Source organism: Actinoalloteichus sp. GBA129-24, assembly GCF_001941645.1.
Lineage (GTDB): Bacteria > Actinomycetota > Actinomycetes > Mycobacteriales > Pseudonocardiaceae > Actinoalloteichus_A > Actinoalloteichus_A fjordicus.
The window spans coordinates 1,091,143-1,106,800 of the sequence record NZ_CP016077.1 but is presented as its reverse complement, the minus strand read 5'-3'; the positions used below and the strand labels follow the sequence as shown (position 1 = coordinate 1,106,800).

The window sequence follows — 15,658 nt, the reverse complement described above, 5'->3', positions numbered from 1 at the left end:
TATCGCCGCGCCACCAGTGTCGGAACTTATAGTAACGCACCGTCCGCAACGCCAATGCGCAGTTCCCAACCGACACCGGGAACGCTAAGGCCTGGTCACGGACAGTTCGTCCCGCTCAGGTTCCGGAGCGCCGGGCACCCGCCTTCCGTGTGGTCGCCAGCAGCACGAAGCTCGCGTACAGATACCGTGCGGTGTCGAGACAGGGATCATGGCAAGGAACGGACCGGAGATGACCGAAATCATCAGCAGCGCGTCGAATCAGCTGGTCAAGCGGGTACGGGCGCTGGGTGACCGACGGCGTCGCCAGCGTGAAGGCGCCTTCGTCGTCGAGGGCATCCAACCTGTCTGGCGGGCGGTCGCAGCGGGCTGGCCGATCGAGACCCTGTTGGTCGCCCCGGACCTGCTCCGCGAGTCGGCGGCGAGTGCCATGGTGGCCGAGCAGGAGGCGCGGGGCGTGCGAGTGGCACGACTCAGCAAGGAGCTGTTCCAACGGCTGTCCGACCGAGACAGCCCGCCAGGGCTCGCCGCGATCGTGCGGGGCCGGACCAGCGAGCTGAAGACACTCGAAGTCACCCCGGGTGCGGTGTTCGCCGTCCTGCACGAGGTGGGGAACCCCGGCAACCTGGGGACGATCATCCGCACCGTCGACGCGGTCGGCGGCGCAGGAGTGATCCTGGTCGGCGACTGCACCGACCCGTTCGCACCCGCTGCGGTGAAGGCGAGCATGGGATCGCTGTTCGCGGTCGACGTTGCACACGTCCGGACTGCCGACGGCTTCTTCGACTGGGTCCGCGAGCACGGCGTGCAGGTCGTCACCACCTCCGGCCGGGCCGATGACGAGCACTGGTCCACCGAGTACCGCACGCCGATCGCCATCCTGCTCGGCAGCGAGGGCGACGGGCTCCCCGAAGACCTCATCGACCGCGGTGATCACTGTGTGCGAATCCCGATGGTGGGCACCGCTGAGTCACTCAACCTGGCCGTCGCTGCGGGCGTGCTGCTGTATGAGGCGAGACGTCACCTGGTCGGCTCTGCCGAGTGACCGATGGGAGTTGGCCCGGATCGCGGACGCCCGACCACGATCCGAGGACGGCACGAGGACCTCGTCGATGAGCCGCTCATCGACGAGGTCGAGGAGATCCGGCGGCGCCTTTCCCTCTCCGCCGAGGGTCTTACACGTCCTGTTCGATGCGGTCGACGATCTCGATGCCCGTCGCCTTCTGCTCGTCCGGCAAGTCATCTCAATCCGCGACGTAGGACGGCTTCGGCTCGGGAATCCGCTTGAAGATCCGGCCGATCCAGCACAGCGCCACGAAGCGGCCCTTCTGTTCTCGGGTGAGCTTGAAGGTGGCGCCTCGGTGAGCTAGTGGTCACACCAATCGTCAGCCGATGAGGTGGGCGGTGTCGTTGTGGTTCAGCAGGATTGCTCGATGACGTCCCGGCCGTCCACGACGTTCGTCAGGCCGTGAGGGAGCTGACGACGAGTTGAAGGGAACCCTCGCGACGATGCGCATCGGTGTCACCGGACATTCAAAACTGACCGCCAACAGCGAACCGCCGATCGCCGGCACCGCCGACGTCGTCATCGCCGCCCAACAACGGGGCCTGCCCGTGAGTGTGGTCTGGCCGTCCGGAGCCGGACGGACCTGATCGCCTCGCAGTCAGAAACTCCCGGGCCACGCGGCCGATGTAGTCACCGACCAATCACCGCCTTCGCCCTCGAGCCACGTTGTCACCGGTGCTCCGTCCATGACCGGCCCGGCTCGGCACGCGCCAGTCCACACAGGGCGGAGAAACAAGACCGCCCGCCGACCTCATCCTTGCAGGTCAACGGGCGTCCCGGTCAAGCTATGTGATGGTGGAGCTGAGGGGACTCGAACCCCTGACCCTCACACTGCCAGTGTGATGCGCTACCAGCTGCGCCACAGCCCCGCAGCGGCTTTCGGGCTTCCCCGTGCCGTGCGATGCATACAGTACAACATCCCGACACCGGGATGGAAATCGGGGGTACCCCGCGATCGATTCGGCACTTCCGACACTCTGACCTGCACAGACGGGGCGCCCGCCAGGTGGCGGGCGCCCCGTCGTCGATCAAGCTCTGCCTCGGCGCGCGGGCCGGGCGGTCAGATCAGCTCCCGGTGGCGATGGCGTTCTCGAGCCACTGCGAATCGGCGTAGTCGAAGCGCTCCCGGCCGACCGCGATGAGCGGCGTCCCGTGGAAGCGGCCCTCCTCGTTCTGCAGGTGCTCGGTCGCGTCCGCCGTGATCAGCTCGTCGGCGACCAGGGCGTTGTGCTCGCCGTCGCGCACGCAGGTCGCGAAGGCCGGGTCGTCGACGCCCAGCTCCTCGCCGAGGTCGATCAGCTGATCGGCGTTCCACACCGTGGAGCCGCTGGCGGGCTGCGCCGCGAACAGGCTGGCGTGGAAGTCGACGAAGACGTCCTGGTCTGCGGCGCAGAGGGCTGCGTTCGCCGAGCGCATCGAGTATCCCGGTGCCGAGTTGGACTCGTTGAGCATGGGGAGCATGTGGTAATTGATCTGCACCGTGCCCTCGGACAACGCCTCGTCGATCTCTTCGCCGTAGACCTCCTCGAACTGGGCGCAGCCCGGACAGAGGAAGTCCTCGTAGATATCGATGGTGACGCCGGCGTCCTCCTGGCCGACCAGCACCGAGCCGCCCTCCCGCGCAACGGGATGGTCGCCCAGCCGCACGGCCGAGATCGTGTCGGCCGCCTGCTGTTCCTCCCGATCCTGGGTGAGCAGCACGCCGCCGATGACCGCGATGGCCACGACGACCACCACCACGACGCCGATCACGACGGTGTTCTTGCCGCCCCCGCCCTTGGCGGACTTCATCGCCTTGGCCGCCGCCGCCTGGGTCTGCTGCTGTCGGTACTTCCGAGCACTGCGCTCCGCGCCGCCCACGTTCACGTCCTTCCTGCAACCTGCTGCGAGGTCCGGCACGCCCACCGTGCGGAGGATCGTCGCGGGCGGGAACCCCGCGCCGCTCGACCGAGCCTGAATCGACGAGGCCTCGTCGTCGCGACGGGCGTCGATCACGCCGGGTGATGGTCCGGACAGAATCGCGAGCGTACTCAGACAAACTGAAAGCAAGCTTAAGGCGCCACGTCCGATTCTCGTTCAGGGAAGGCCCCGGCCTGCCCGATGTCACGGTGTGTGGTCAGGCGTCCGGCTGGCCCGGCTTGCCGCCGACCCGCTCGCCGGTGGGCGGTTCCGGAGCCTCGAACAGCGCGCCCGACTCGGGGGCCAGCTCAGTGGCCGTCCCCGGTGTCGTCGGGTCGACGTCGGCTGCCTCGGCGGGCTTCGGCAGCGTCTCCGGGGCGGGAACCCAGAAAATCACGGCGAGCAACGTGATGAGCCCGGTCACGCCGAACGCGGCGCCGTAGGAGACGGTGTCGGCGAGCACACCCGCCACCAGCGGTCCGATGATCGCGCCGACGTCGGCGGACATCTGGAAGCCCGCGAGCACGGGGCCGCCCTTGCCCCGGTTGCCGATGATGTCGGCGACCACGGCGCTCTGCGGCGGACTGAGCATGCCGGAGCCGATGCCCGCGACCAGCGAGGCCGCCAGGAACAGTTCCACGGAGCCGGTGAAGCCCAGCCAGATCGTGCCGCCGCCCGACACGAGCAGCCCGGCCAGCGCCAGGGGCTTGCGGCCGATCCGGTCGGCGAGCCTGCCTGCGAAGAGCAGCGCAGCCGCGTTGCCTGCCGCGAAGACGGCGAGGGAGAAGCCCGCCATGCTCTCCCCGGTACGCAGCACCTCGACCACGAACAGCGGGATGAGCGAGATCCGCACGCCGAACACGGCCCAGCCGTTGCCGAAGTTCGACGCCAGCGCCGCGCGATAGGTGGGGTGCCGCAGCGCGTCCCTGATCCGCAGCGGCTCGGCCGTCTCGTCCTGGGTCTCCCGGTCGGCCAGGCTGGAGTTCCGCAGGAAGATCAGCGACACGAAGGCCGCCACCAGCACGGTCACCCCGTAGACCAGGAACGGGAGCCGGATCGAGACCTCGACCAGCCCGCCTCCGATCAGCGGCCCGGTGATGTTGCCGAGCAGGAAGGACGTCGCCCAGAGCCCAGAGGCCCTGCCGCGCATCGCGGGCGGCGAGAGCCGGATGAGCATCGCGACGCCGGACACGGTGAACATGGTCGAGCCGATGCCGCCGAGTGAGCGGAAGAGCAGCAGCTGCCAGTACTCGGTCGCGAAACCGCAGACGCCGGTCGCGACCGCGACGATGACCAGGCCCCAGAAGTAGATCCGCCGTTCACCCCACCGGGTGACCAGCTTGCCACTCGCCGGGGCGAACAGCAGTCGCATGAAGGCGAAGGCGCTGATGGTGAGGGAGACCGCCGTGACGCCGACGTCGAAGCTTGCCGCGAAGGTGGGCAGTGCGGGGGCGAGGATGCCGAACCCGACCGCGATGATGAAGCCGCAGGCGACGAGGATCCAGATCTCGACGGGAAATCGATCACGAGTGCCGGGGCTTCGGTTCGGCTGGTTGGTCGTCTGCTGATCCGTCCCGGCCGCCGATGGCACCTGTTTCCTCCTTAGCTTTTTAGCAGGGCTAAGAATACCGGTGCCGGCCCTTGATTGGAAATTGATTCATGTACGACCGTGCACGAGCAGCGGCGGCCGGTCCACCCCGGTGATCGTCGGCCTGACGAGGTCGGACGCCGTCGACGGTCCGCACCCTCACGGCGGGGGCGATGCCAGCACGCCGGATGCGGGCTCGGCGCCGGATCGGCCCGTCTTCCCAGGTGACCGGGTCGAGCAAGGCCATCGCGCCGACACCCCAGGCCGCCCGCGCACCGGTTCGGACCCCGGTCGCCCCGGTCACGGGCCGCACGCGGTCGGAGCACGGCCACGGCCGCCTACCGTGGTCGGCATGAGACCAGGAGGCGGCGTGCTCCCCGCCGAGCTGCCCGCGCTGCCCATTCGGGACGTGCTCGACACGGTGACCGCCGCGCTCGCCGATCGAGGCGTCGCGGTGCTCAGCGCGCCGCCAGGCACCGGGAAGACCACGCTGGTGCCGCTCGCGCTCGCCTCGGCCGGGCTCCGGGTCCTCGTCGCCGAACCGAGGCGGCTGGCCACACGGGCGGCCGCCGCGCGGATGGCCGAGCTGTGCGGGGACGCCGTCGGCGAGACGGTGGGCTACGCCGTGCGCGGTGATCGACGTCGCTCCGCCGCGACCCGCGTCGAGGTCGTGACCAGCGGTCTACTGGTGCGCAGGCTCCAGTCCGATCCGGAGCTGCCCGGTGTCGACGTCGTGCTGCTCGACGAATGCCACGAGCGGCATCTGGACGCCGATCTGGCCCTGGCGCTGCTGCTGGACGCCCGCGCCGGGCTGCGCCCGGATCTGCGACTGCTCGCCGCCTCCGCCACCGTCGACACCGACCGGCTGGCCCGCCTGCTCGACGACGCCCCGGTGATCCACGCGACCACCCGAACCTTCCCCGTGCAGACCTCCTATGTCGCGCCGGTCCGCCGCGAACGGGTCGAGAACACCGTGGCGAGGGCGGTGCGCACCGCGCTGGCCGAGAACACCGGTGACCTGCTGGTCTTCCTCCCCGGCGCGGGCGAGATCCGCCGAGTGACCGCGCTCCTCGGCGGCCTCGGCGACGTCGACGTACTACCGCTGCACGGCAGGCTGAGCACCGAGCGCCAGGACCATGCCCTGCGGACGGGTCCTCGACGCCGGGTGGTGCTGGCCACCGCCGTGGCCGAGTCGAGTCTCACGGTGCCGGGCGTCCGGGTGGTGGTCGACTCCGGGCTGGCCAGGACGTCGCGAACCGATCATCGGCGCGGCCTGTCCGGCCTGGTCACCGGCCGGGTCTCGGCGGCCGTCGCCGATCAGCGTGCGGGCCGCGCGGGCAGGCAGGGCCCCGGCCGGGTGTATCGCTGCTGGCCGGAGCATGAGCACTCGACCCTGCCGCGCCACCCGGAGCCCGAGATCCGCACGGCCGACCTCACCAGGCTGGCCCTGGAACTCGCCTGCTGGGGCACCCCGGACGGCGCCGCCCTGCGGTGGTGGGACGCTCCGCCGTCGGGCCCGCTGGCGGCGGGCCGCGACGTGTTGACCGCGATCGGCGCCCTCGACGCGAGCGGGACGGTGACCGCTCGCGGCACCCGATTCGCCGGGCTCGGTCTGCATCCTCGGCTGGCGCGGGCGCTCTGGGACGGTGCGGCTCGGCTCGGCACCGACACCGCAGCCGAGATCGTCGCGCTGCTCGACGAGGAGCCCGGGGGCACCTCGGATCTGCTCGACGCCTGGCGGCTCTCCCGCACGGCGGAGGGCGGCTCGGCCCGGCTGCGACGCGAGACGAGCAGGCTGGCTCGGCTCGTCGCCGACGCCGTGCCGCCTGGCCTGCGTTCGCGGGGCAGGGCGACCGGACCGGGTACGGCCGCCGGACGACCGACGGCGGGCAGGCCGGAGTCGGACGTCTCGTCCCCCGCCGACCGGAATCCCGGCGGGGCGGACCGCACCCGGTCGGGCGCAGGCTCGTCGTCCGGCGCCGCGCAGGCGGAGGCCGCCGCGCTCGTGGTGGGGCTGGCCTTCCCCGAACGGCTGGCGCGACGACGCGGCGCGGCGGGCTCCACCTATCTGATGGCAGGCGGCACTGCGGTCGACCTGCCCTCGGGCAGTGCGCTGACCGGTGCCGCCTGGCTCGCCGTCGCGGTCGCCGACCGATCGCCGGGACAACCGCACGCCACCGTCCGGCTCGCCGCCCGCGCCGACGTCGACCTGGCCACGGCCGCCGCACCCGCGCTGCTGGCCGAGGCCGACGAGGTCGGCTGGGTGGACGGCGAGGTGCGGGCCCGGCGGGTGCGGCGGCTGGGCGCGATCGTGCTGACGGAGCGGGATCTCACCGACCCCGACCCGACGGCGGTGCGGGCGGCGGTGCTCACCGGGCTGCGGAAGGAGGGGCTGGGCCTGCTGCGCTGGGAGCCCGCCGCGACGGCGCTGCGTGATCGGCTGGCGTTCCTGCATCACGCCCTGGGCGAGCCGTGGCCCGCGATGAGCGACGAGGCGCTGTCGTCGACCCTGGACGACTGGCTCGGCCCCGCGTTGACCCGAGTCCGCCGCCGAGCCGATCTGGCCCGCGTCGACGCCGGGCAGGCCCTGCGCAGGATCATCCCGTGGGAGGTCGCGGGCAGGCTGGACGAGCTGGCGCCCGAGCGCATCGAGGTGCCGTCTGGCTCCAAGGTCCGCATCGACTACCGCAGCGAACGGCCGGTGCTGCCGGTGAAGGTGCAGGAGGCCTTCGGCTGGTCTCAGACGCCCAGGGTCGCGGGCGGCCGGGTGCCGGTGCTGTTGCACCTGCTGTCGCCCGCAGGCAGGCCCGCCGCCGTCACCGACGACCTCGCGTCGTTCTGGAGCACCGGATATCCACAGGTTCGATCGGAACTGCGCGGGCGCTATCCCCGGCATCCCTGGCCGGAGGACCCCACCACGGCCACGCCGACCCGCAGGCTGCGACCGCGCTGAGGCGACTCGGTCCGCAGTCCTGAGCCGCTGCCTGCCGAGACCGGCGGTTCGGGCCGGGCCGAGCACGACCCGTCGAACCCGTCGGCCCGCCGCGCGTCGACTCGGCTGCCGTCCGATCAGCTCGCGAACGACGCCGGGCCACGACGCCGCTGGACACGGACCGATCCCGGCCGTCCCCCGAGAGACGGCCGGGACCAGGAGAGGACCGCCGATCATCGGCGCGGCTCACCCGCCCGGCTCGGCAGTGAACTGCCGGGCGGCCGCAGCGCGCCCGCTGACGTCCCGAGGCGGATAGCCGAGGAGCCGGTGCCGGTCGAAGGGCGCCTGCCTGCGACCGACTGCCGCCGACCCGGCTCCCGCCGACCCGCCGACGGCCGCAGAACACGAACGGCCGGGACCCCAGCAGGGCCCCGGCCGTCGTGCCGCGTCGGATAAGTCAGCCGATCGCGGTGATGCGGCCCTCGCCGCCCACCGGGTACTGCTCGGCGCTGATCACGCCGGACAGTCCGTCCTGGAGGTACTCGTTGAGCGCCTGCTGGTACGTCTTGCCGACCGGGGTGAAGTCCAGGCCGCCCAGCGGATAGCCGTCGCCGCCCCGCGCCGAGAAGTCGTTGGATGCGACCGCGATCGGGTCGCCCTCGACGACCTCGCCGTCGGCGACCAGCACGGTTCCGTCGTCCAGGACGACACTGCGGACCCGCTCCCCCGGTGTGAGGATCTCGCCGGTGTTCGCGTCGATCTCCTGCGCGACGGCGGTCACGTCGTACTCGAACCGCAGGCCCGCGACCTGGATGAACTGTCCTGCCGCACCGGGAGCTCCGGAGACGCCCCGCTCCAGAAGCTGCCGCAGGGTGTCCCTGGGGACCGCAGGCAGCACGGACACGAAGTTCGCGAACGGCGCGACGTCGTAGGTGTTCAGCTCGGTGATCGCGCCCGCTGGGATGGTGGAGTCGTTGCGGATTCCACCGCCGTTCTGGATGCCGACCTGCGGGACCGGCACGCCGAACTCCTCGGCCTGGCCGCTCGCCGACCACACCATGGCGTCGGCGAGCAGATTGCCCAGGTTGGTCTCGCGGCTGCGCACGGCATCGCGGACGCCGTCGAGCGGGACCTCGCTCTGCGCGACGACGGTCTCGGCGAGCCCGGCGATGTACTCCTCGACCGGCTCCTCCACGGTGCGCTGCACCTGGCGGTCGGGCCGGACCGCGTCGTCGCCGACGCCGGACACGCGAACCGGCTGGGTCTTGGCGTCGTCGTAGCCGAGCAGGTTGCCGCGCCAGTCGAAGTTGAGCACCACCCGACCGATGTACTTGTAGTTGCCCGTGGTGGTCACCACCGGCACGTCCCGGCCGTCGCGATCCTGGGCCACGATGGGGAAGCCGCGCTCGGCCACGTCACCGGGGATCAGCTCGTCCTCCGGATCGGCGAGGATCTCGCCGCCGCCCGCGCCGACGATCACGTCCACGCCGGACAGTTCGGGTGCCAGGGCCAGTTCGTTGTCGATGTCCTGCAGGTGTGAGAGCAGCACGACCTGATTGACCCCGCGCCGTTGGAAGCCCTCGGCGAGTCCGTTGGCGATGCCTGCGAGGTCGTCCTGCACCTCGACGTCGCGCGGGCTGGACAGCGCAGGCAGCTCAGGAGTGGTGAGGCCGATGATCCCAATCGGCTTGCCTGCCTGCCAGGAGACGTGACTGGTCACGAGCGTGCCGTTGCGGGTGTAGCCGGTGAGCGAGGGCTCGCCGGAGACGTCGAGGTTGGAGCCGACGAACTTGGTGCCGCCCCGGAAGCTGCTCATGAAGTCGGCCAGGACCTCGGGGCCGAAGTCGAACTCGTGATTGCCGATGGCGGTGGCGTCGAAGCGCATCGCCTTGAACGCCAGGGCGTCGTAGTAGGGCGCGCCCTTGTCGATGCTGGCGGCGAACTCGGGGCCGGGCAGGTAGTTGTCGCCGCCGGAGACGACGAGCGCGCCCCGATGGAAGGCCGTTCCAGCGTCCGGCCTGCCGGTGACGGCGTCCCGACGAAGCTGGTTCATCAACGTGGTGGTCCTGGCGACACCGCCGAAGGCCCGCTCCTCGTCGGGGCTGATCGCCCCGTCGCCGTCGATGTCGGCGTCCACCCCGAGGAGTTGGGACTCGCCGTCGTTGATGAACAGGACGGTGAGGGTGTACGCGGGGCGGTCGCCCCACCAGTCTGCACCGGCCGGGGCCGCGAGACCCGCCATCATCAGCGTGGCCAGCGATGCGGTGAGCAGGGCTCTACCGGCGCGCTTGCGAACAGGGCTTGGGGCGTGCACAGCACTCCTTCATGATCTTCATTCGGCGGCGGCCCGACGTCACTCGCCAACAGACGAGGGCGAGGACACCGGCCGCGAGACACGGTCGAGGGTGAAGACGGTGTCAGGTCGAATACTGAACCACGACGCCGAGGAACTCCAGAGAATCCACTCGGTCCGTGGCGGGGACCGCACCGAGCGTCGGACCCGATCACGCGCGTCCCCCTTTCCGTGGCGGCGGACCCGACGGCGAGCGTCTCGTTCACCGCAGTCGGCGAGTCAGGCGGCATTCCGTCGGCGGCCCAGCAGCCACAGCCCCGTTCCCGCACCGAGCAGGACCAGCCCCGAGAACAGCAGCCCCATCCCGTCGATGCCGGTGTCGGCCAGGTCCTCGGGTGCCGAGGCCTCGCCGTCCGAACCGCCGCCTGAACCGCCGTCGGCCCCCGTGGGCGCCGTGGAGTCCGGGCTCGCGGAACCGGACTCGGCGGGCGGCCGCGTCGGCTCCGGCGAGCTGCTCTCCGTCGGCTCGCCCGGCTCGCCGGAGCCGTCGCCGCCGTCGATACGAAAGAGCGTGGTGGTGCCGGACACCTCGTTGGCGACCGCCAGCAGCGGCGTGTCCGGCAGCGGGCTGTCCTCGGCGGCGATGAAGGTGAGTCCTTCGGCTCCGAGGTCGCCCGCCCGCTGCCAGTCCGCCGATTCGGGGTCGACGGTGAAGTCCCGATTGTTCACGTACTGCACGAACTCGGGCGCCGCAGGCTCGGTGACGTCGTAGACCATCACGCCGCCGATGCGCTCCAGACCGATAAAGGCGTAGGTGCGGTCGTCGATGCGGCCGGTCGTCACGCCCTCCGGTTCGGGGCCCTTGTCGTCGCTGCGGTTGTCGAAGGTGTTCTCCGTGTGGTTGCTGTTGAACATCTCCGGGTACAGCTCGGCGGTGATGCGTTCGAAGTCGGCGCCGGAGTCGAAGACCTGTTCACCCTCGGTCGACCAGATCGAGAAGGACCGGCCGCCGAAGGAGTGCAGCTCCTCGTAGCAGGGCTCGTCGCCCTCCCGCAGTCCGTTCGCGGCGGTGACGTTGAGCCTGCCGAGGTTCTCCTCGGCGACGAGTTCCGCGGGGCCGCCGGGGAAGTCGGCGAAGGCGTCCTCGCACAGTGGCGCGACATCGGTGACCAGATCCGCGATGCGGTACTCCTCGCCGTACCCCGCCCAGTCCCGCGAGTCGCCCTCGTTGGCCGTGACGAGGTAGGTCGCCCCGGCCGCCTCGTAGGCGGCCATCCCGTCGGGCTGGTACATGCCCTTGACCGGCCAGGACGCGATGTTGATCGCGTCGTCGCGGTTGGAGACGTCGAGTTCGGCGCCGGGCAGCGAGTGGTCCTTGACGCCCAGCGGCAGGATGTCGGTGATCTCGGCGCCCGCGATGTCGACCACGGCGATCGCGTTGGCCTCCTGAAGCACCGCGTACGCGGTGGTGCCCGTCGCGTCGACGGCGAGATACTCCGGCTCGAGGTTCTCCGAGACCCGGCGCTGCGGATCGGTCGTCGGCCCGTACACCCGGACGTCGGCGGGCAGCTCCCGGCCGCCGTCGGGGTCCCAGGCCCGGAAGTCGGCGGTGCGCACGTCGTCCTGGGTCAGGTCGGCGAGGTCTCCGGACACGTCGATGATCGACACCGAGCCCTCGGGATCGACCGCGTAGTCCTCGGCGGGCTCGCCCTCGTTGGCGACGAGCAGGGCGGCGCCGTCCGGAGTGAAGGCGAGCATGTCGGGCAGCGATCCCACTCGCAGCGCGCCGCGCGGCTCGCCGTCGGAGTAGAACACGACCCAGCCGGGGTCGGTCTTCGGATCTGCTTCCACCGCGACGGCGACGAGTCCGTCCGCCCGGACGTCGACCGAGTTCACCACGGCGCCGTCGACGACCGTGGACCCGTCCGAGGTGGGGACGCCGACGGTCTCCAGGCTCGACACGAGGTCGGGCGCCGTCGGATCGGCGATGTCGAGCACGTCGATCCGGGCCTCGGCCGCGTTGACCACGAAGAGCTGTTGCAGCCGAGGGTCATGGGCGACGATCTCGGCCGCGCTGGCGTCGAACACGCCGCTCGCGTAGCTGCCGAGGACGGACAGGGACAACGGTCCAGGCCCGTGGACGTCGGGCTGAACGGGCTGCGCGAGAACGGGCGCGGCGGCGAGCACCGCGAGGGTCGTCGCGGCCAGCGCCGCGACGGAGAGACGTCGCATCAAGGACTCCAGGTTCGATGGGCCCGCCCATCACAGTGCAGCCACATGAGGCTCACGTGGAACACACATGTCCCATCGGGGTGGCCTGCCCGTCACCCAGGTGAACAGCGGTGATCAGCACCGACGACGGCGACGGACCGCGACGGCCCCGTCTCGACGCGCGAAGAGCACGGCCGCCCGCAGCAGGCCCAGCCGAGACACCAGGCGCCCGCGCCCGACCCCACAGACACCAGTAGTCGGCCCGACGCCGGCCCCGCCGCACCCGTCCCCCACCACACCCGTCGCTGTACGGCCGCCCGGCAGACGAGCAGGCACTGTCCCCGGCGAATCGAGTGGTCTCGGGTTCTGCCTACGTCGGCTGAACTACCGTGCCTCGTCGTGCGGACCACGACGACTTCCTCGACGCGCTGGCTCAGGTCGGTGCGGGCGGCACCGCGTTGGACCCCGAGGTGGTGCGCAGGCTGCACGTCTCGCGGAGCACGGTGGAGAAGCACGTCAACGCGGTCTTCGACAGACCCGGCCTGTCCGAGGCCGTGGGCTACCACCGACGAGTGCTCGCGATCCTGCGCTATCTGGAGTCCTGACCATTGCCGGTCTCCCGAGCCGCCGGAGGGCAGTCGGGCCCGCCTCCGCGACGGGGGGACGGGCCCGATCGGTGGAGAGATCAGTTGTCGCGATAGCGCTCGATCACCTGAGTGCTGTCGTCGCCGGTGATGATCTGTGTCCGCTCCGGGTCGGCGGGCGGCTCGGCGGCCGGATCGATGCCCTGCGCCTTCAGTCTGCGGTTCTTCATGATGCGCAGCACCACGAACGCGACGACGGCCACGACCACGGCGATGAGGACGGCTCGGGAGAACACGCCCGCGTACTCGTCGACGATGTGCCAGTTCTCTCCCAGCTGATAACCGGCCACCACGAAGATCGTGTTCCAGATCAGGCTGCCCAGCGTGGTGAAGAGGATGAACGTCGCGATGGACATTCGCTCGACGCCCGCGGGTATCGAGATGAAGCTGCGGAAGATCGGGATCATCCGTCCGAAGAACACGGCCTTGACGCCGTGCTTGATGAACCAGGCCTCGGTCTTGTCGATGTCCTCCGTCTTGACCAACGGCAGCTTGGCGGCGATGGCTCTGGTGCGGTCGCGGCCGAGCAGTGCGCCGACGTAGTAGAGGACGATCGCACCCACGACGGAGCCGACCGTGGTCCAGATGAGCGCGCCCGCCAGGCTCATGTTGCCCTGGCTCGCGGTGAAGCCCGCCAGCGGAAGGATCACCTCACTCGGCAGCGGCGGGAAGAGGTTCTCCAGGGCGATGGCCAGTCCGGCGCCGGGGCCGCCCAACGCCTCCATCAGGCCGATGGCCCAGCCTGCGAGCCCTCCCGGCGGCTCTGATGCAGACTCCGCCGCCAGGTGAATGAGATTCATGCATGACTCCCTTGATTCATGCTGGAAACGCTAGGAGAACCACCGGCTGAGAAACATAAGGGCCACCATCGTATTGCCGCCGACCACACCGCAGCGCCAGCCCTGCGGTTTCCCACAATACGCGGGCACACAGGGTGATTCGGACACCCGGTCGTCGCTGAACACGGATTTCACTCGGCGAACTCGGCCGCTGTGTGCATCCGAGAAATTCGCGCGGCATCGCGGCCTGACTGGCGAGTAACGAGGCCGAGTGCCGAACCGACGGAAGTGGCGCCTTGAGTCGATCGGCGCATCGGAAATTCGATGAGACTCCGCCCGATGGGCGCCCGCAGTTGCACGGGCAGCCTCCGCCGCGACGCCCGCGCCCCGACTGCGGCAGGACTCCAGGCGTGGCGGCCGCCGGGATCGGGCATCGCCCGGCAGACGACGGGACGGAGCACTCGTCGGCCCAATATGCCTCTCGAGGTATATTACCGTCATGGCAACTACCTTCGAAGTGCTCGCCGAGCCGCGCAGGAGGGAGATCCTGGACATCCTCCGGGCAGGTGAACGCCCGGTCGGCGATCTCGTCACCCGCCTCGCCCTCAGCCAACCTGCCGTCTCCAAGCACCTCAGGGTGCTGCGGGAGGCGGGGCTGGTCGAGGTCCGTCACGATGCTCAACGCCGGTGGTATCGGCTGTGTCCCGAGCCGCTGGCGGAGATCGACACCTGGCTGGCGCCGTATCGGAGGTTCTGGAACCAGCGACTCGACGCGCTCGAACGACGACTCGACGAGATGCCCGACGAGCCCGCCGCGCCGTCGGCCTGACCCAGACCGACGGGCCCCATCACCAACCGCACCACCCGGCCCGGCGATCCCCGAGGAGGACACGATGAACCCGACCGACCCGACGCTGCACACCGTCGACGGCCACCCGCAGTTGCGGTTGCGCCGCGAGCTGGCACACCCCCCGGAGAAGGTGTGGCGCGCCATCACCGACCCGGCCGAACTGGCGCACTGGTTCCCGGCGACCGTGCGCACCGAGCTGCGGGCGGGCGCTGAGATGCACTTCGTCTTCGAGGACGGGGAGTTCGTCGACACCGACGGCGAGATCCTCGAGATCGATCCGCCGAAGGTCTTCGTCTTCCGCTGGGGGCAGGAGGTGCTGCGCTGGGAACTCGTCCCGGCCGAGCACGGATGCATCCTGTACTTCAGCCACACCTTCACCGGCCCCGACGGCTGGGGCGACCGACTCGCTGCCGCCCGACACGCCGCAGGCTGGGTCGCCTGCCTGGACCTGCTCGTCGATCTGCTCGACGGCCGTCCCCCGCAGACCGCCACGACCGGGGTGGCCGACGACCAGTGGTTCGACCGCAGCGAGCAGTACACCGAGGCGTTCGGCATCGCCGAAGGCGAGGTCGACGAGACCTCCGACGGATTCCGACTGCGCATCGCGCGGGATCTCGTCCAGTCCGCCGAGGACGTCTGGGCGATGCTCACCTCGGACGACCCTGCGGACGAGGACGATGCGACGCCGGATTCCGCACGCGACGAGGCTTCCGAGAGCGGGGCCGAGGAGCCGGGACGGGCCGGAGTGCAGGCCGGTTCCACCGACGTCGGAGCGACTCCCCCGCTGCAATTCACCAACGGCTTCGTGCCTGCCGGCCCGATCACCTCGGTCGAACCCGGCCGGACCCTGGAGTACCGCTGGGAGCACGACGGAGCGGCCGCAGGCCTGGTCCGGTGGGAGTTCCACGCCCACGAGTTCGGCTGCGCCATCCAGATCGTCCAGACGGTGCCTGCGACGCTGGCCGGTACGCGAGCAGTTGCGCTGGCCGCCTGGCAGACCCACCTGGAGGTGCTGATCAGGACGCTGCACGGCAGGCCGCAGTGCTGGCCCTTCGAGCGGACCGAGGAGCTTCGACGCCGGTACGAGGCGCGGCTGGGCTGACGGCCTGCGGCGACTCGCTCGCCGCGCGATCGGCCGCCAGCCCGACCGACGTCGCTCGCCCGCCGGTCACCGTCGTCGATCCAGTCGATCCGATCACCACGGGCAGCGACACCATCGGCGACCTCGACACCGATCCGGCCGCCGGGCAGGACGTGCCGGTACTGCGCAGGAAGCGCGCTCGGGGCACACCGCCTCAGACGCCGAACCTGCCGAAGACTCGCGCGGCATCGCCCGGCCGTCACACCTTCGCGCCCCGTCTCGTCTCCATTCCGTCACCGCGAGCCACGAGAAGAGGAG

10 protein-coding genes, 1 tRNA gene and 1 pseudogene are annotated in these 15,658 nt (G+C 70.7%); 6 read left to right on the top strand and 6 right to left on the bottom strand.

Features of this window, described 5'->3' with window-relative positions; genetic code table 11:
• The first annotated feature begins 229 nt into the window (after window positions 1-229).
• Window positions 230-1,042: a TrmH family RNA methyltransferase gene (locus tag UA75_RS05130; RefSeq protein ID WP_075739271.1), complete on the top strand. Its 813-nt coding sequence runs from the start codon at window positions 230-232 to the stop codon at window positions 1,040-1,042.
• Between the two features lie 443 nt (window positions 1,043-1,485).
• Window positions 1,486-1,650, top strand: coding sequence for a hypothetical protein (locus UA75_RS32545; RefSeq protein WP_157434001.1), 165 nt, complete (start codon window positions 1,486-1,488; stop codon window positions 1,648-1,650).
• Between the two features lie 206 nt (window positions 1,651-1,856).
• Here the strand turns inward: UA75_RS32545 and UA75_RS05120 are convergent.
• The 3 genes from UA75_RS05120 to UA75_RS05110 form a co-directional block, all read right to left on the bottom strand.
• Window positions 1,857-1,932: transfer RNA gene (locus UA75_RS05120), tRNA-Ala, on the bottom strand.
• A 196-nt stretch (window positions 1,933-2,128) separates the two neighbouring features.
• On the bottom strand, window positions 2,129-3,058 hold the full coding sequence (locus tag UA75_RS05115) for a DsbA family protein (RefSeq protein ID WP_083682929.1): 930 nt from the start codon (window positions 3,056-3,058) through the stop codon (window positions 2,129-2,131).
• A gap of 121 nt (window positions 3,059-3,179) precedes the next feature.
• Window positions 3,180-4,553 carry an MFS transporter gene (locus UA75_RS05110; RefSeq protein WP_075739270.1) on the bottom strand — a complete coding sequence of 458 codons (1,374 nt, stop codon included), beginning with the start codon at window positions 4,551-4,553 and terminating at the stop codon, window positions 3,180-3,182.
• Window positions 4,554-4,902: 349 nt separating this feature from the next.
• On the opposite strand from UA75_RS05110, the gene UA75_RS05105 reads away from it, so the two are divergent.
• Window positions 4,903-7,503 carry an ATP-dependent RNA helicase gene (locus tag UA75_RS05105; protein ID WP_075743429.1) on the top strand — a complete coding sequence of 867 codons (2,601 nt, stop codon included), beginning with the start codon at window positions 4,903-4,905 and terminating at the stop codon, window positions 7,501-7,503.
• Window positions 7,504-7,939: 436 nt separating this feature from the next.
• Here UA75_RS05105 and UA75_RS05100 read toward each other — a convergent pair whose 3' ends face one another.
• Both UA75_RS05100 and UA75_RS05095 read right to left on the bottom strand, forming a co-directional pair.
• The gene (locus tag UA75_RS05100; RefSeq protein ID WP_318533286.1) at window positions 7,940-9,796 is read right to left on the bottom strand and encodes a bifunctional metallophosphatase/5'-nucleotidase; all 1,857 of its coding nucleotides are present in this window, start codon (window positions 9,794-9,796) and stop codon (window positions 7,940-7,942) included.
• A 258-nt stretch (window positions 9,797-10,054) separates the two neighbouring features.
• Window positions 10,055-12,007 carry a choice-of-anchor I family protein gene (locus tag UA75_RS05095; RefSeq protein ID WP_075739268.1) on the bottom strand — a complete coding sequence of 651 codons (1,953 nt, stop codon included), beginning with the start codon at window positions 12,005-12,007 and terminating at the stop codon, window positions 10,055-10,057.
• Window positions 12,008-12,381: 374 nt separating this feature from the next.
• On the opposite strand from UA75_RS05095, the pseudogene UA75_RS05090 reads away from it, so the two are divergent.
• A pseudogene (locus UA75_RS05090) lies at window positions 12,382-12,591 on the top strand (DNA-binding response regulator); the annotation flags it as partial.
• 80 nt (window positions 12,592-12,671) lie between these two features.
• Here UA75_RS05090 and UA75_RS05085 read toward each other — a convergent pair.
• Window positions 12,672-13,430, bottom strand: a complete 759-nt coding sequence (locus UA75_RS05085) for a DedA family protein (protein ID WP_075739266.1) — start codon at window positions 13,428-13,430, stop codon at window positions 12,672-12,674.
• Window positions 13,431-13,908: 478 nt separating this feature from the next.
• Between UA75_RS05085 and UA75_RS05080 the strand changes: the two genes are divergently transcribed.
• Both UA75_RS05080 and UA75_RS05075 read left to right on the top strand, forming a co-directional pair.
• Window positions 13,909-14,238 (top strand): ArsR/SmtB family transcription factor, encoded by a 330-nt coding sequence (locus UA75_RS05080; RefSeq protein ID WP_075739265.1) that lies wholly within the window; start codon window positions 13,909-13,911, stop codon window positions 14,236-14,238.
• 64 nt (window positions 14,239-14,302) lie between these two features.
• Window positions 14,303-15,361, top strand: a complete 1,059-nt coding sequence (locus UA75_RS05075) for an SRPBCC domain-containing protein (protein WP_075739264.1) — start codon at window positions 14,303-14,305, stop codon at window positions 15,359-15,361.
• The last annotated feature ends 297 nt before the right edge of the window (window positions 15,362-15,658 follow it).